The following is a 15,169-nucleotide window of genomic DNA, read 5'->3' on the forward strand; positions in this document are numbered from 1 at the left end:
CCATGGACAAGCCAGAGCTGCTGGTGATGGGCGAATTGCCCGATTGGGATCTCGACCCGATGGCCGGGCGCTACACCCTGCACCTGCTCTACGGCGCGAAAAACCCGGAGGCGCTGCTGGCCGCCTGCGCCCCGCGCATCAGCGGCATCGTCACCAAGGGCGAGATCGGCGCCAGCGCCGCGCTGATGGAGCGGCTGCCGCAGCTCGGGATCGTCGCCTGCTACGGCGTCGGGGTGGATGCCATCGACCGCGCCTGGTGCGCCGCCCGGGGCATCCCCGTGACCAACACCCCGGACGTGCTGACGGAGGACGTGGCCGACATGGCTTTCGCCCTGCTGCTCGGCGTCGCGCGGCAGATCCCGCAGGCCGATGCCTGGGTGCGCGACGGGCGCTGGGGGCGGGAGTGCTCCATGCCCCTCACCACCCGTGTCTGGGGGCGGCGCCTGGGCGTTGTCGGCCTCGGCCGCATCGGCCGCGCCGTCGCCCGCCGGGCGGAGGGGTTCGGCATGACCATCGCCTATAGCGGCCGCACCCCGAAGCCTGACGTCCCCTATGCCTACCACCCCACCCCCGCCGCCCTGGCCCCGCATTGCGAGATCATGATCTGCTGCGCCATGGGCGGCGCCGCGACGGAAGGGCTGATCGACCGGGCGGCGATCGAGGCCCTGCCGCCGGGAGCGATCTTCGTCAATGTCTCCCGCGGAAGCTGCGTGGATGAAGCGGCGCTGCTGGCGGCGCTGCGGCAGGGGCGGATTGCGCTCGCCGGCCTCGACGTCTTCCGCAACGAGCCGGGGATCGACCCGGAATTCACCACCCTGCCGAACGTCCTGCTGGCGCCGCACGCCGCCAGCGGCACGGTGGAGACGCGCAGGGCCATGGGCGCCCTGATGCAGGCCAACCTGGCCGCGCATTTCGCCGGTCAGCCCTTGCCGACGGAGATCAGGCCATGACCCAGGCCGTCGTCATCCACGGGCCGCGCGATCTGCGGCTGGAAGCGCGGGAGGCAGCGGCGCCCGGCCCCGGGCAGATCGCCATCGGCATCGTCCGTGGCGGCATCTGCGGCTCCGACCTGCATTACTACCAGCATGGCGGCTTCGGCACGGTCAGGCTGCGGGAGCCGATGGTGCTGGGGCACGAGGTGGCGGGCCGCGTCGCCGCGCTGGGGCCGGGCGTGGACAGGCTCGCGGTGGGGGATGCGGTGGCGGTGAACCCCAGCCTGGCCTGCGGCGCCTGCCGGCATTGCCTGGCCGGCCGGGCCAATCACTGCCTGGAGATGCGCTTCTACGGCAGCGCCATGCGGCTGCCGCATGTGCAGGGCGGCTTCATCGGCCATCTGGTCTGCGAGGCGGAGCGGGCGGTGAAGCTGCCGGAAGGCATGGCGCTGGAGCTGGCGGCCTTTGCCGAGCCGCTTGCCGTGGTGCTGCATGCGGTGCGCCAGGCCGGGCCGTTGCTGGGCGCGCGGGTGCTGGTGATGGGGGCGGGGCCGATCGGTTGCCTCGCCATCGCCGCCGCCCGCCATGCCGGGGCGCGGGAGGTGGTGGCGACCGATCTGCACGCCGCGCCGCTGCTCTTCGCCCGCCGGATGGGTGCGGACCGCACCATCGCCCTGCATGAGGACCCGGAGGCGCTGGCGCCCTACAGCCTGGAGAAGGGGCATTTCGACGTGGTGTTCGAGGCCTCCGGCAGCGGCGCGGCGCTGGCGGCGGCGATCCAGGCGGCGCGGCCGCAGGCGGTGCTGGTGCAGCTTGGCCTGGGCGGCGACGTGCCCCTGCCGCTTTCCGTGCTGGTGGCGAAGGAGATCACGCTGCGGGGGACCTTCCGCTTCCATGAGGAATTCGCCCTGGCGGTGGAGGTGCTGGCGCGCGGCGATATCGACCCGCTGCCCTTGCTGTCGGCGACGCTGCCGGCGGGGGAGGCGGTGGCGGCCTTCGAGCTGGCCGGCGACCGTGGCAGGGCGATGAAGGTGCAATTGGCCTTCTAGGGCCTTGAGGGCGAGCGTTGCTTCCCTCCTTGGGCATGACGGTCGAGGTGCCAGACTCCTGCCTTCCAAAGGCCCTTCGGCCTTTGGCGGATCGGACGCACTGCGTCCGATGCGAGAGGGAGGCAGAGCCTCCCTCGACCCCCACCTTGATCCCCAAGCCCCTCTGCCCCACTCTCCCGGGCCAACCCGGGAAGGACCCTCACCGAAGATGCGTGCCCTTGTCCTGCGCCAGCACGGCGATCTCGACCGCCTGACGCTGGAAGCTGATTACCCGACGCCCAAGCCCGGCCCCGGCCAGGTGGTGATTCGCGTTCGTGCTTCCTCCTTCAACTACCATGACGTCTTCACCGTGAAGGGCATGCCCGGCATCAAGGTGCCGATGCCGGTCGTCATCGGCCTCGACATGGCCGGCGAAATTACGGAAGTGGGAGAGGGCGTCTCCGGCTGGGCCGCCGGCACCCGCGTCATGGTCAATCCCATCAACCGGAAGAAGGGGTTGATGGGCGAGATGCTGGATGGCGGCATGGCGGAATACTGCCTGGTTGAGGCCGACCAGCTCATCCGTATCCCGGAGGGCGTGAGCTTCGAGCAGGCCGCCTCGCTGCCCGTCGCCTATGGCACGGCGCACCGGATGATCGTGACGCACAAGACGATCAAGGCGGGGGACAAGGTGCTGATCCTCGGCGCCTCGGGTGGCGTCGGCACCGGCTGCGTGCTGCTGGCGAAGCAGCTCGGCGCCTATGTCGTCGCGGCCGCCGGCAGTGCGGAGAAATGCGAGCGCCTGAAGGAAATCGGCGCCGACGAGGCGATCAATTACAACGAGGTCGATTTCTCCAAATGGGCCGTCGAGCGCTTCGGCAAGCCGCAGCGCCGCAGCTATGAGGGCGGCGTCGATGTCCTCATCAACTACACCGGCGGCGAGACCTGGGGCCCCGGCCTGCGCTGCGTGAAGCGCGGCGGCAAGATCCTGGTCTGCGGCGCGACGGCGGGCTTCGATCCGAAGGAGGACCTCCGCTTCATCTGGACCTTCGAGCTGCAGGTCATCGGCAGCAACAGCTTCTACAACGAGGATTTCGAGAGCCTGCTGGGCATGATCCAGCGCGGCGAGATGCAGCCCGTCATCGACACCGTGGTGCCGCTGGAAAAGGCCGCCGAGGGGCTGGCGCTGATCCGCGACCGCAAGGTGATGGGCAAGGTGGTGGTGACGCCATGACGATCAGCATCGAGGAAGCGCAGAAGCTCCTCACCCGCGCGCCCTTCCATCAATGGCTCGGCCTGAAGGTGGAGGAGGTGGGGCAGGGCGAGATCACCATCCGCGCCACCTGGCGGGAGGAATGGGTGGTGAACCCGGATCGCCGCTACACCCATGGCGGCATCCTGGCGGCGCTGGTCGATCTCGCCGCCGATTGGGCGCTGGGCGTGGAACTCGGGCGGGGGATCCCGACCGTCGATATGCGCGTGGACTACCACCGCGCCGCCATGCCGGGCGATCTGATCTGCAAGGGCAAGGTCATCCGCCAGGGCGGCATGGTCTCGGCGGCGGAAGCGCAGATCTTCGACCTGGACGGCAAGCTCTGCGCCTCCGGCCGCGGCACCTACCTGACCGCGCCGCCGAAGTGACGGGCTTTACCAATCTCGGCGCCCTCATCGACCCGGGGAAGGACCCGGGGAAGACGGCGCTGATCGACCTCTCCGGCGCCGCGCCACGCCACATCTCCTATGCGGAGATGGATGCGCTGGCCAATGCGGCGGCGCGCGGGCTGCTGCGGCATGGCCTCAAGCGCGGCGACCGGGTCGGCATCCTGGCGGCGAATTCCACAGAGTTCCTCGCCACGGCGCATGGCGCCATGCGGGCCGGGCTGGTGGCGGTGCCGGTGAATTACCGCTTCCCGCCCGCCACGGTGGATTACGTGCTGCACAATGCCGGCGTCTCCCTGGTGCTGTGCGACGAGGCCCGCCGCACCGCCGTGCCCGCCGACCTCTCCGCCATCACCTTCGGCAGCGCCGCATGGGACGCGCTGCTGGACCCCGGCGCCTTCACCGCCATCTTGCCGGAGGAGCGCGAGCCCGCGCTCTTCCTCTACACCTCCGGCTCCACCGGGCGGCCGAAGGGCGTGGTGCTCTCCCACCAATCGCATCTCTGGGTGGTGGAGCAGCGCCTGGCCGGCGCGGATATGTCGGAAGAGCGCGCGCTGATCGCCGCGCCGCTCTACCACATGAACGGGCTGGCGCTGGCGCAGCTCTGCTCCGCCGCGCATATCACCGTGGTGCTGCTGCCAGCCTTCGAGGCCAAGGCCTATATCCGCGCCATCGGCAACCACCGCGCCACCTGGATCACCGGCGTGCCGCCGATGATGGCCATGCTGCTGCAGGAGCGCGAGACGCTGGCGGCGACGGATACCAGCAGCGTGCGCCATGTCCGCTGCGGCTCCGCCCCCGTCTCGCCGGCGCTGCTGGCGGCGATCAACGCAGCCTTCCCACAGGCGAAATTCGTGAACGGCTACGGCACCACGGAAGCCGGGCCGGTGGTGTTCGGCCCGCATCCGCAGGGTATCCCGACGCCGCCGCTTTCCGTCGGCTACCCGCATCCCGCGGTGCAGCTCCGCCTCAACGCCGACAGCGTGCTGGAGCAGAAATGCCCGGCGCTGATGAATGGCTACTGGAACCGCCCCGACCTGAAGCCGCCGCTGACGCCGGACGGGTTCTATGTCACCGGCGACGTCTTCCGGTGCGACGAGAACGGCTTCTTCACCGTCGTCGGCCGGGTGGACGACATGTTCATCTCCGGCGGCGAGAATATTTTTCCCAGCGAGGTGGAGAAGGTGCTGGAGACGCACCCCGCCGTGGAGCAGTCGGCCGTCATCCCCGTGCCGGACGACATCAAGGGCACCAAGCCGGTCGCCTTCGTCGTGCGCCGCGCGCCGGTGGATGAGGCCGCGCTGAAGGCCCATGCGCTGGCGAACGCGCCTGCCTACATGCATCCGCGCCGCATCTGGTTCCTGGACGCGCTGCCGCTGATGGGCACGAACAAGATCGACAAGGCACAGCTCGCCGCGCTGGCGGCCAAGAATCTCGCCGAGGCTTAGGGACGAAGCGCCGTCACCCGTCGCCGGGGAGATGGAGCATGCATCGCAGGACCCTTCTTGCTGCGCCGGCCCTGCTGGCCGCGCCGGCTTTTGCCCAAGGCTTCCCCGACCGGCCGGTCACCATGATCGTGCCCTATGCGCCGGGGGGCTCCGCCGATGTGCTGGCCCGCGCCATCGGCCCCGTCATGTCGGAGGTACTGGGCCAGAGCGTCGTCATCGAGCTGCGCCCCGGCGCCGGCGGCAATATCGGCGCCGCCTATGTGGCGAATACGGCGCGGGCGGATGGGCATACGCTGCTCTTCGCCTCCATCTCCCTCTCCACCGCGCCGGCGCTGCAGAACATCCCCTTCGACCCGGTGAAGGAGCTGGTGCCGGTGGCCGGGCTCGGCGCCATCCCGAGCCTGCTGATCGTCTCGCCGGAGAGCCCCTTCCGCAGCGTCGAGGATCTGCTGGCCGCGGCGCGGGCGCGGCCGGGCGAGATCTCCTATGGCAGCAGCGGCCCGGCCACCGGCAGCCATCTGGCGGGCGCGCTGCTCGCCTCGGAGGCGCGGGTGGAGATGACGCATGTGCCCTATCGCGGCTCCGGCGCCGTCTATCCGGACCTGATCGCGCAGCGCATCAGCTTCCTGCTGGATGTGATGGGCAGTTCCGCGCCGCAGGCGGTGGCGGGGGCGGTGCGCGCCATTGGCATCTCCGCGACGGCGCGGGCCGGCGCCTTTCCCGGCGTGCCGACCATCGCGGAGCAGGGGCTGCCGGGCTACGAATTCCTCACCTGGTTCGGCTTCTTCGCCCGCACCGGCACGCCGGAGGCGGCGCGGGACAAGCTGGAAGCGGCGCTGCGCCACGCCATCGCCTCGCCCGCCGTGCAGGAACGCCTGGCCCAGGCCAGCGCGGTGCCGCTGCCGCAGGATGGCCAGGCCTTCGGCACCTGGTACCGCGAACAGGTGGCGCGCTGGCAGGGCATGGTGGCGCAGGGCAAGCTGGCCAGGCTGGACTGACGCCGCCACGCCCTGGAGCATGAGCCATTCGCCTGCGCTCACGGCCCATGCTCCAGGGTTCTTGTCCGGTCGCGTGCGTCACGCTTTCGGCGATTCCACCGAAAGCGATCGCGCGCTAGAGCGGGATCGGTTGAGCTGCGCTCACCCGCCCCGCTCTAGCTCATTGTTCGGTCGCGTGATTCACGGTTTCGGTCGATTCGACCTCAACCGATCACGCTCTAATATCCCGCTTCCGCAGTCCTGCGGGCTTCGTTCTCGGGCCACCAGCCTTGCTTTTTAGTGGCCTGCTTGTCCGCTGCGTTCGCTGGAAATCCGGCGAGCTTCGCGGGCAGGACGCTAGCCCTGCGCCTTCTTCAGGATCTCATCCGGCGTGGAGGAGACGACTTCCACGTATTTCGGCTTGAAGGCCGCCGGCCCGCCCTCGATGTGCTGGATGAAGGCGGGCTTCATCTCCTTCAGGATGGGCAGGATGGCGGCGTGCTTCTCGATGCTCGCCCATTCGGCGATGAGGAAGAAGCGCTGCGGATCGGTAGTGTCCCGGCACAGCACGCCGTCCTTCACCTGGGCCGAGGATTTGTGCATCGGGTTGTCCGGGCCGTAGTCGAATTCCTCGAAGAGGCGGATGAACTCCGCTTCCTTCCCCGGTGTCACCCGGAAATCATAGATGTGGAGGAAGTTGCCGCGCGTCGCCAGCGGTTCCTGGGCCATGGGGGCTCTCCGCAAGGGTGATGCGGCAAGGCTATGCCGCGGCGCCGGCGGCGCGCAATGCGGCATCCGTTGCTTCGGGCAAAAAAGCGGGGCATACTGAGTAATCGCCGGAGACACACCCCGATGGACATCTCCCCCGAGCTCACGCCCATGCCTGGCCGCTATGTCTGGCCGGGCGACGACCTGAACCGCATCCCCGACTGGGTCTATACCGACCCATGGGTCTATGAGCGGGAGGTGGAGCGGATCTTCCACGGGCGCTGCTGGAATTACGTGGCGCTGGAGGCGGAGATCCCGAACCCTGGCGACTTCATCCGCAGCAATGTCGGGCCGACGCCGGTCGTCGTCTCCCGCGCCAAGGATGGCTCCATTGCGGTGTTCGAGAATCGCTGCGCGCATCGCGCGGCGGAATTCTGCCGGGAGCTGACGGGCAATGTGAAGGAGTTCGTCTGCCCCTATCACCAATGGACCTATGACCTGAAGGGCAGTCTGCAGGGCGTGCCCTTCCGCCGCGGCGTCGCCGGCAAGGGCGGCATGCCGAAGGAATTCAGGCCAAGCGAGCACAACCCGCGCCAGCTTGCCGTCACCACCCATCGTGGCGTCGTCTTCGCCAGCTATGCCGCCGATATGGAACCGCTGGCCGAGTATCTCGGCGCCGAGGTGATGCGGGAATTCGAGGCGACCTTCGATGGCCGCAAGCTGGTGGTGCTGGGCCACTACCGGCACAGCCTGCCAGGCAATTGGAAGCTGTACCACGAGAACCTGAAGGACCCTTACCACGCCACCTTGCTGCACACCTTCCTGGTCGCCTTCGGGCTGCTGGTGGCGGGGAACAAGTCGCTGATGCTGGCGGACAGCTCCGGCCGCCATGGTGTGATGTGCAGCGCGAAATCCGACCCGAGCAAGCTGAAGGCCGAGGACAAGGCGGAGATGCGCGCCTATCGCGAAGGCATGCGGCTCGCCGATCCGCGGATGATGGAATTCGTCGACGAATTCGACAGCCCATGGTCCGTGACCATGGCGACGATCTGGCCGAACCTGATCGTGCAGCGGGAGATGAACACGCTGGGCATCCGCCAGCTCATCCCGCAGGGGCCGAACGAGTTCATCATGAAATGGACCATGTTCGGCTTCGCGGGCGACAGCGAGGAGATGACGCGGCACCGGCTGCGCCAGGGCAACCTCATGGGCCCGGCCGGCTTCCTCGGCCTGGAGGACAACGAGGCCATCAAATTCGTCCAGGACGGCATGCTGCGCGTCCCGGGCAAGGAGCATTACGTGGCGCTGGATCCGGAGACGCCCTTCGGCACCTCGGAGACCCTGATTTCCGAATCCGCCATCCGCGCCATGTACCGCCATTGGCGCGAGGTGATGGGGCTGTGACCGATCCGCGCCTGGAAGCGCTGCTGCTGCGCGCCGAGATCGAAGCCTTCAACACCGAATACTGTGCGCTGCTGGACCGCCAGGATCTGGAAGCCTGGGTGCAGTGCTTCGCCGAGGACGGGTTCTACACCGTCATCAGCCGGGAGAATTTCGAGCGCAACCAGCCGGTCGGCCTGATCTATTGCGAGGGGCGCGGCATGATCCAGGACCGCGCCTTCGCCCTGCTGAAGACGGCGATGTTCGGGCCGCGCTACCTGCGGCACATGGTGTCGAATCTCAGCGTTACGCCGGGCGAGGGCGAGGTGGCCGCTCGGGCCAATTTCGTGGTGTTCGAGGTGCTGACCGACCGCCCCGAGGCGCGCGTGCTGCAAATGGGCGAATACCGCGATGTCTTCGTCCGCGAAGGCAGGGCGCTGAAGCTGCGCGAGCGCCGCTGCATCTACGACAACCTGCTGATCCCGACGGCCCTGTGCATTCCCGTTTAACTCATGGTTTCCAGAGGCCCTTCGGGCCTTTGGCGAGGGGGTTGGACGCACTGCGTCCAACGAGGGAGCAGAGCTCCCCTCAGGCCGCCGGGCCCAGCGCCGCCCGCCCGCTGCCATTGTTCGCATCCACCAGCCGCAGCAGCAGCGCCATGAATTGCTCCCGCTCCGCCGCGTCCAGCGGTTCCAGGAAGCGTTCCTGCGCCCTGCGCATGGCGGCGAGCATCGCCCGGGTCGTCTTCTCCCCCTCGGGCGTCAGCCGCGCCAGCACCGCCCGGCGGTCCGCTGCGTTGCGCTGCCGCTTCACCAGCCCGCGCTGCGCCAGCCGTGCCAGCACATCCGCCACATTGGTGCGGTCGATGCCCACTTCCTGGGCCAGCCCCGCCTGATCGATTCCCGGCCGCAGGGACAGCGTGGTGAGCACCGCGTACTGCACCGGGGTGATTTCGTAATGCTGGCATTCCTCGGCGAAGATGGCCGTATGGATCTGGTGCAGCCGCCGCACCAGGAAGCCCGGCCGGCGCCAGAGCGGCAGGCGTTCCATGAGCTGCCGCAGCTCCGGGTCCTGAACCGCCTCGGCGACCGTTGCTGCCGCTGCTTCCGCGCTGCTGCCTTGCGCCATGCCGCCTTTGCCTCGCATGGCGGCACAGTAGTCCGTAGCGGCCTTCCCGACAAATCGGATTGACGGGCGCAGGCGACATAATCAGCATACCCCCTATTCGGCCGGGAGCAGCAGATGGACGGACTGCCGGTTCAGGGAGAGGGCATCGGCGCCCGGGTCCGCCGCAAGGAGGATGCGCGGCACCTGGCCGGGCGCGGGCAATTCGTCGGCGATATCCGCATCGCCGGCATGCAGGATGTCGCCTTCCTGCGCAGCCCGGTGGCGCATGCGCGCATCCTCTCCCGCCGCCGGCCGGCAGGGATGGAAGGGCGTATTTTCTTCCTGGATGACCTCGCCGGCGTCGCGCCCATCGTCACCCGCTCCGCCATCCCCGGCTACAAGCTTTCCGAATGGCCGGTGATGGCGGCGGATAGGGTGCGCTATGTCGGTGAGATCATCGCCATGTGCGTCGCGCCCAGCCGCGCCGCGGCGGAGGATCTGGCGGAGCTGGTGGAGGTGGAATTCGCCGAGCTGCCGCCAGTGACGAGCTGCGCCGAAGGCCGCGCCCCCGGCGCCGCGCTGCTGCATGAGCAGTGGGGCGACAACCTCTTCCTGCAGACCACCATCGACACCGGCATCGCCGAGGTCGCCGCCACCGCGCCGGTGAAGGTGGAGCTGGATCTCTCCTGCGCCCGGCAGGCGATGCATCCGATGGAGGGCAAGGGCGTCGTCGCCTTCTGGGACCATCGCGCGGCGCAGCTCGTGGTGCACAGCTCCACCCAGGTGCCGCATCTCATTCGCGCGGGGCTGGCGGAGGTGCTGGGCATTCCGCAGGCCATGGTACGGGTGGCGCCGCCGGATGTGGGCGGCGGCTTCGGCTATAAATGCCTGCTGCAGCCGGAGGAGATCGCCGTTGCCTGGCTGGCGCTGACGCGCAAGGCGGCCTTCCGCTGGGTGGAGGATCGCCGCGAGCATCTGACCGCCGGCGCCAATGCCCGCCAGCACCATTACAAGCTGACGGCCTATGCGGACCGGCGCGGCCGCCTGCTGGGGCTGGATGCGGAGGTGGAGGTGGATACCGGCGCCTATTCCGTCTGGCCCTTCACCGCCGTGCTGGAAGCGGCGCAGGCCGGCGGCAACCTCCCCGGCCCCTACGACTTCCGCGCCTATCGCTGCAAGGTCTTCTCCGTCGCCACCAACAAGCCGCCCTTCGCCCCCTATCGCGGCGTGGCGCGGCCGGGGGTGTGCTTCGCCATCGAGCTGACGATCGACGCCATCGCCCGCGCGGTCGGGCGGGAGGCGGCGGATGTGCGGGCGGAGAATCTCGTGCCGGGTGCGGCGATGCCCTATGTGAACGTCACGAACAAGCACTACGACAGCGGCGACTACCCCGCCTCGCTCGCCACGGTGCGGGAGATGATCGGGCTGGAGGAATTCCGCGCGGGCCCGAAGCGCGACGCGCGCGGCCGCTGGCTCGGCATCGGCTTCGCCACCTATACCGAGCAATCCGCACACGGCACCAAGGTCTTCGCCGCCTGGGGCCTGCCGCTGGTGCCGGGCTATGACCAGGCCAGCGTGAAGCTCACGCCCGATGGCGCGCTGGAGGTGAAGGCCGGCATCCACACCATCGGCCAGGGGCTGGAAACCACGCTGGCGCAGCTCGCGCATGAGATGACGGGCGTGCCCTTCGCCGATATCCGCGTGACCTTGGGCGATACCGCGACCACGCCCTTTTCCACCGGCGCCTATGCCTCGCGCGGCATCGTCATGGCGGGCGGTGCCGTCTCCCGCGCCGCGGAGGTGGTGGCGGGGCGCATCCGCGCCATTGCCGCGCATCTGCTGCAGGCGGATCCGGCTGTGTTGACCTTCGCCGAAGGGCGCATCCATGCCGGCGCCGCCAGCCTCTCCTACGCCGATATCGGCCGAGTCTGGTATATGCGGCCGGACCAGCTCCCGGAAGGCGTGGACAGCGGCGGGCTGGAAGCGACCGAGGCCTACAAGCCAGCCACCGACAACGGCGTCTTCTCCTTCGCCAGCCACGCCGCGAAGGTCGCCGTGGATGCCGAGACCGGGCTGGTCGAGATCCTCGACTACTGCATCGCCGAGGATTGCGGCCGCATGGTCAACCCGATGATCGTCGAGGGGCAGACCTATGGCGGCGCCGCGCAAGGCGTCGGCACCGCGCTGTTCGAGGAAAGCCCCTATGATGCCGCGGGCCAGCCTCTGGCCGCGACGCTGCTGGACTATCTGCTGCCCGGCCCGGCGGAGCTGCCGCGCTTCCGCATCCGCCACAGCGAGACGCTCTCGCCGCATACGGCGCATGGCATCAAGGGGGTGGGGGAGGGCGGCGCCATCGCCCCGGCGGGCGCGCTGGTGAACGCCATCAATGACGCGCTCTCGCCGCTCGGTGCGGTGCTGGCGGATATTCCTGCCTCGCCGGCGCGCATCCTGGCGGCGCTGGCCAAGGCGCAAGCCGCTGCCGTAGGCATAGAGGCGCAAGCCCTGCCCACGCGCACAGAGGCGCAAGCCCTGCCCGCGCGCGCAACGGCGCAGACCTTCCCCGCGCGCGCAACGGCGCAGACCTTCCCCGCGCGCGCAACGGCGCAGACCTTCCCCGCGCGCGCAACGGCGCAGACCTTCCCCGCGCGCGCAACGGCGCAGACCTTCCCCGCGTGCGCAACGGCGCAGACCCTCCCCGTGCGCGCAACGGCGCAGACCCTCCCCGTGCGCGCAACGGCGCAGACCCTCTCCGCGCGCGCAACGGCGCGCGACGCGTCGTGAAGTCGGCTGCCTTCGAACACCTCCGCGCCGCCAGCATCGGCGAGGCGGCGGCGCTGCTGGCGGAGGGCGAAACGCGGCTGCTGGCGGGCGGCCAGTCGCTGGGGCCGATGCTGAACCTCCGCCTCGCCAGGCCACGGCGGCTGGTGGATGTGAAGCGCATCCCGGCGCTGCGCGCGCTGGCGGCGGATGCACGGATGCTCCGCCTCGGCGCCGGCTGGACCCATGCGGAGATCGAGGATGGCGTGGTGGAGGATTCCACGCGTGGCCTGCTGCGCCATGTCGCGCACGGCATCGCCTATCGCGCCGTGCGCAACCGCGGCACCATCGGCGGCAGCTTGGCGCATGCCGATCCCGCGGCGGATTGGCTCGCCACCCTGGTCGGCCTCGGCGCCACGGTGACCATCGAGGGCAGGGCCGGCGAGCAGCGCCGCCTCGCCGTGGAGAAATTCTGCCACGGCGCCTTCGCCACCGACCTCGCCGAGGACGAGGTGCTGGAGGCGGTGGAACTGCCGCGCCTGAGCCCGCAGGCGCGCTGGGGCTACCACAAGATCTGCCGCAAGACGGGCGAATTTGCCAAGGCCATCGGCATCGCCGTGCTGGATCCTGGGCGAGGCCTGGCGCGCATCGTCGCCGGCGCGGTGGACGGCCCGCCGGTCCTGCTGCCGGAGAGCAGCGCAGCGCTGCTCGCCAGCGGCGCGGCAGCGGCGGGGGCGGCGCTGCCGGAGGAGGTCGCGCTGCGCCTGGCGCATCTGCCGGCGGCGGAGCAGGCGCTGCGTCTGGTCGCGCTGCGCCGTGCCCTGGCCGGGCTTGCGGGCGCATGAGGCCGCGCCCCGTCGCCCTCACAGTGAACGGCGACCCCGCCACCCTGCTGGTGGAGCCGCGCACCCATCTGGCGGATGCGCTGCGGGAGCAGCTCAACCTCACCGGCACGCATCTGGGCTGCGAGCAGGGCGTCTGCGGCGCCTGCACCCTGCTCATCGACGGCAAGCCGCAGCGCGCCTGCCTCGCCTTCGCGGTGGATTGCGAGGGCAGTGCGGTGACGACCATCGAGGGCTTCGACGCCGACCCTACCATGGCGGCGCTGCGCGAGGCCTTTTCCGCGCACCACGCGCTGCAATGCGGCTTCTGTACTCCGGGGATGCTGGTGACGGCGCGGGATGTCGTGCTGCGGCTGGGCGAGATCCCGGAAGCGCGGCTGCGCGAGGAGCTGGCGGGGAATCTCTGCCGCTGCACCGGCTATGTCGGCATCGTCGCGGCGGTGCAGGCCGTGGCGGCGGGCCGGGCGCCGCAGCCCGCCGCGGTGCCGCTGGTGCCGGAGGCGAGGCGCATGGCCCAGCCGGAAGCGGCGGCGCCGGCTGCCGCCCCGGCGCCGCGGCCCGCCCCCTCCGGTGGCGGCAACAGCCTGACGGAGCGCGTCGCCATCGCCGCCCCGCCCGATGCCGTGTGGGCGGTGCTCTCCGATCTGCCGCGCCTTGCCGCCTGCTTGCCCGGCGCGGTGCTGGACCGGGTTGAGGGCGACCGGGTCACCGGCAGCGTGGCCGTCGCTCTCGGCCCGATCCGCGCCCGCTTCGCCGGCAGCGGCGAGGTGGCCCTGGATGCCGCCGCCCGCGCTGGTCGGCTGCGCGGCCAGGGCGGCGATGCCGGCACCGGCAGCCGGGCCGAGGGCGAGATCGCCTGGCAGCTCCTGCCGGCGCCGGGCGGCAGCGAGGTGGAGGTGACGCTGGGCTGGCGCCTGACCGGCGGCCTCGCCCAGTTCAACCGCGCGGGCCTGGTGCGCGACGTGGTGCGCCGCGTGGCGCAGGATTTCGCCCGCAATCTGGAGGCGTTGATCGCCGGCGAGACGCCGCCGCCGGCCCGCCCCATCGGCGTGCTGGCGCTGCTGTGGGGGATTTTGCGCAGCCGCCTGTTCCGGCGCTGACTCAAGGGTTCCAGGGGCCTTTCGGCCCTTGGCGAAGGGGGTTGGGCGCACTGCGCCCAACGAGGGGGAGCAGCGCTCCCCCTCGACAACGGCACGCCAGAAGCACGGCCCACAACAACACCGGGGCCTTCACGCATGACGCTTCATCGCCGCCGCCTTGCCCGGGGCGCCATTCTTGGCGCGACCCTGGCCACGCCCGCCCTTGCCCAGCCCGCCCCTGCGGTGCGCTGGCGCATGGCCACCGCCTGGCCGCGCAGCCTGGACACGCTCTATGGCTCCGCCGAGGCGCTGTGCCGCCGCATCGGCCAGATCAGCGAGGGCCGCTTCGAGATCCGCCCCTTCCCGGGCGGCGAGCTGGTCCCCGCCCTGCAGACCTTCGATGCGGTGCAGACCGGCTCGGTGGAATGCGGCCACATCCTCTCCACCAATTTCATCGGCAAGTCGCCCGCCCTCGGCTTCGATGGCGGCCTGCCCTTCGGCCTCAATTCCCGGCAGCAGACCACCTGGGTGAATGAGGGCGGCGGCAGGGATCTCCTCCGCGCCATGTACCGGAAGTTCGACATCGTGAACCATGTCGTCGGCAATGTCGGCGTGCAGATGGGCGGCTTCTACCGCAAGGAGATCCGCACGGTCGAAGACCTGAACGGCCTCAAGATGCGCATCGGCGGCTTCGGCGGCCGCATCCTTTCGAAGCTCGGCGCCGTGCCGCAGCAGCTCGCGGCCAGCGACATCTACGCGGCGCTGGAGCGCGGCACGATCGATGCCGCCGAATGGGTCGGCCCCTATGACGATGAGAAGCTCGGCTTCCACAAGGTCGCCCGCTACTACTACACGCCGGGCTGGTGGGAAGGCAGCGGCAGCATCACCGGCATCGTCCATGTCGCCGCCTGGGAAGCCTTGCCGGCCGTCTTCAAGGAGATGTTCGAGGTGGCGGCGGCGGAGCAGAACAGCCTGATGATGGCGCGCTACGACGCCCGCAACCCGGATGCGCTGCGCCGCATGGTCGCCCAGGGCACGCAACTCCGCAGCTTCTCCCGCCCGGTGCTGGAAGCCGCCTACAAGGCCAGCTTCGAGACCTTCGAGGAGGTGGCGGCGCAGAACGAGGATTTCCGCGCCCTTTATGCAAGCTGGCGGCCCTTCCTCGATTCCTCCAATAATTGGTTCCGGGTCGGGGAATTCGCCCTGGACGCTTTCCGCTTCGCCAACCCGGTCCCGGGGCGCTGAGCCCCGG

General features: G+C 70.1%; 14 protein-coding genes. 12 read left to right on the forward strand and 2 right to left on the reverse strand.

Annotated elements, in window-relative coordinates; genetic code table 11:
• Positions 1 to 2: 2 nt before the first annotated feature.
• From E5N76_RS10830 to E5N76_RS10855, 6 genes are all read left to right on the forward strand, one after another.
• The gene (locus E5N76_RS10830) at positions 3 to 950 is read left to right on the forward strand and encodes a 2-hydroxyacid dehydrogenase (RefSeq protein WP_149537311.1); all 948 of its coding nucleotides are present in this window, start codon (positions 3 to 5) and stop codon (positions 948 to 950) included.
• The gene (locus tag E5N76_RS10835) at positions 947 to 1,981 is read left to right on the forward strand and encodes an L-idonate 5-dehydrogenase (RefSeq protein ID WP_149537312.1); all 1,035 of its coding nucleotides are present in this window, start codon (positions 947 to 949) and stop codon (positions 1,979 to 1,981) included. The genes E5N76_RS10830 and E5N76_RS10835 overlap by 4 nt, the downstream gene beginning before the upstream one ends.
• Positions 1,982 to 2,189: 208 nt before the next feature.
• Entirely contained in the window at positions 2,190 to 3,194 is a 1,005-nt protein-coding gene (locus E5N76_RS10840) for a quinone oxidoreductase family protein (protein ID WP_149537313.1), read from the forward strand.
• Positions 3,191 to 3,601 (forward strand): PaaI family thioesterase, encoded by a 411-nt coding sequence (locus E5N76_RS10845; RefSeq protein ID WP_149537314.1) that lies wholly within the window; start codon positions 3,191 to 3,193, stop codon positions 3,599 to 3,601. The genes E5N76_RS10840 and E5N76_RS10845 overlap by 4 nt, the downstream gene beginning before the upstream one ends.
• On the forward strand, positions 3,598 to 5,067 hold the full coding sequence (locus tag E5N76_RS10850; RefSeq protein ID WP_149537315.1) for a class I adenylate-forming enzyme family protein: 1,470 nt from the start codon (positions 3,598 to 3,600) through the stop codon (positions 5,065 to 5,067). Before E5N76_RS10845 ends, E5N76_RS10850 begins: the two co-directional genes overlap by 4 nt.
• A gap of 38 nt (positions 5,068 to 5,105) precedes the next feature.
• Positions 5,106 to 6,065 (forward strand): Bug family tripartite tricarboxylate transporter substrate binding protein, encoded by a 960-nt coding sequence (locus tag E5N76_RS10855; protein WP_149537316.1) that lies wholly within the window; start codon positions 5,106 to 5,108, stop codon positions 6,063 to 6,065.
• Positions 6,066 to 6,401: 336 nt separating this feature from the next.
• On the opposite strand, the gene E5N76_RS10860 is transcribed toward E5N76_RS10855, so the two are convergent.
• Positions 6,402 to 6,773: an antibiotic biosynthesis monooxygenase family protein gene (locus E5N76_RS10860; protein ID WP_149537317.1), complete on the reverse strand. Its 372-nt coding sequence runs from the start codon at positions 6,771 to 6,773 to the stop codon at positions 6,402 to 6,404.
• A 123-nt stretch (positions 6,774 to 6,896) separates the two neighbouring features.
• Here E5N76_RS10860 and E5N76_RS30430 point away from each other — a divergent pair, with 123 nt between their 5' ends.
• Together E5N76_RS30430 and E5N76_RS30435 are read left to right on the forward strand one after the other, a co-directional pair.
• On the forward strand, positions 6,897 to 8,156 hold the full coding sequence (locus E5N76_RS30430) for an aromatic ring-hydroxylating oxygenase subunit alpha (protein ID WP_235907656.1): 1,260 nt from the start codon (positions 6,897 to 6,899) through the stop codon (positions 8,154 to 8,156).
• Positions 8,153 to 8,641, forward strand: coding sequence for an aromatic-ring-hydroxylating dioxygenase subunit beta (locus tag E5N76_RS30435; protein WP_235907657.1), 489 nt, complete (start codon positions 8,153 to 8,155; stop codon positions 8,639 to 8,641). Before E5N76_RS30430 ends, E5N76_RS30435 begins: the two co-directional genes overlap by 4 nt.
• 79 nt (positions 8,642 to 8,720) lie before the next feature.
• Here the strand turns inward: E5N76_RS30435 and E5N76_RS10875 are convergent, their stop codons facing one another.
• Positions 8,721 to 9,260, reverse strand: coding sequence for a MarR family winged helix-turn-helix transcriptional regulator (locus E5N76_RS10875; protein ID WP_207791940.1), 540 nt, complete (start codon positions 9,258 to 9,260; stop codon positions 8,721 to 8,723).
• Positions 9,261 to 9,374: 114 nt separating this feature from the next.
• On the opposite strand from E5N76_RS10875, the gene E5N76_RS10880 reads away from it, so the two are divergent.
• From E5N76_RS10880 to E5N76_RS10895, 4 genes are all read left to right on the forward strand, one after another.
• Positions 9,375 to 12,020: a molybdopterin cofactor-binding domain-containing protein gene (locus tag E5N76_RS10880; RefSeq protein ID WP_149537320.1), complete on the forward strand. Its 2,646-nt coding sequence runs from the start codon at positions 9,375 to 9,377 to the stop codon at positions 12,018 to 12,020.
• Positions 12,017 to 12,841: an FAD binding domain-containing protein gene (locus E5N76_RS10885; protein WP_149537321.1), complete on the forward strand. Its 825-nt coding sequence runs from the start codon at positions 12,017 to 12,019 to the stop codon at positions 12,839 to 12,841. Before E5N76_RS10880 ends, E5N76_RS10885 begins: the two co-directional genes overlap by 4 nt.
• Entirely contained in the window at positions 12,838 to 13,938 is a 1,101-nt protein-coding gene (locus tag E5N76_RS31255; protein ID WP_149537322.1) for a xanthine dehydrogenase family Fe-S subunit, read from the forward strand. Before E5N76_RS10885 ends, E5N76_RS31255 begins: the two co-directional genes overlap by 4 nt.
• A 135-nt stretch (positions 13,939 to 14,073) precedes the next feature.
• Positions 14,074 to 15,162 (forward strand): TRAP transporter substrate-binding protein, encoded by a 1,089-nt coding sequence (locus E5N76_RS10895; RefSeq protein ID WP_149537323.1) that lies wholly within the window; start codon positions 14,074 to 14,076, stop codon positions 15,160 to 15,162.
• The last annotated feature ends 7 nt before the right edge of the window (positions 15,163 to 15,169 follow it).

This window comes from Siccirubricoccus phaeus (genome assembly GCF_008360935.1).
In the GTDB taxonomy this organism is placed as follows: Bacteria; Pseudomonadota; Alphaproteobacteria; order Acetobacterales; family Acetobacteraceae; genus Siccirubricoccus; species Siccirubricoccus phaeus.

What these genes read in the sequence shown, in the direction of transcription:
- E5N76_RS10855 (WP_149537316.1), top strand. Translation starts at nt 5,106, where the DNA reads ATGCATCGCAGGACCCTTCTTGCTGCGCCGGCCCTGCTGGCCGCGCCG.
- E5N76_RS10880 (WP_149537320.1), top strand. Translation starts at nt 9,375, where the DNA reads ATGGACGGACTGCCGGTTCAGGGAGAGGGCATCGGCGCCCGGGTCCGC.
- E5N76_RS30430 (WP_235907656.1), top strand. Translation starts at nt 6,897, where the DNA reads ATGGACATCTCCCCCGAGCTCACGCCCATGCCTGGCCGCTATGTCTGG.
- E5N76_RS31255 (WP_149537322.1), top strand. Translation starts at nt 12,838, where the DNA reads ATGAGGCCGCGCCCCGTCGCCCTCACAGTGAACGGCGACCCCGCCACC.
- E5N76_RS10835 (WP_149537312.1), top strand. Translation starts at nt 947, where the DNA reads ATGACCCAGGCCGTCGTCATCCACGGGCCGCGCGATCTGCGGCTGGAA.
- E5N76_RS10895 (WP_149537323.1), top strand. Translation starts at nt 14,074, where the DNA reads ATGACGCTTCATCGCCGCCGCCTTGCCCGGGGCGCCATTCTTGGCGCG.
- E5N76_RS10845 (WP_149537314.1), top strand. Translation starts at nt 3,191, where the DNA reads ATGACGATCAGCATCGAGGAAGCGCAGAAGCTCCTCACCCGCGCGCCC.
- E5N76_RS10830 (WP_149537311.1), top strand. Translation starts at nt 3, where the DNA reads ATGGACAAGCCAGAGCTGCTGGTGATGGGCGAATTGCCCGATTGGGAT.
- E5N76_RS10875 (WP_207791940.1), bottom strand. Translation starts at nt 9,260, where the DNA reads ATGGCGCAAGGCAGCAGCGCGGAAGCAGCGGCAGCAACGGTCGCCGAG.
- E5N76_RS10860 (WP_149537317.1), bottom strand. Translation starts at nt 6,773, where the DNA reads ATGGCCCAGGAACCGCTGGCGACGCGCGGCAACTTCCTCCACATCTAT.
- E5N76_RS10840 (WP_149537313.1), top strand. Translation starts at nt 2,190, where the DNA reads ATGCGTGCCCTTGTCCTGCGCCAGCACGGCGATCTCGACCGCCTGACG.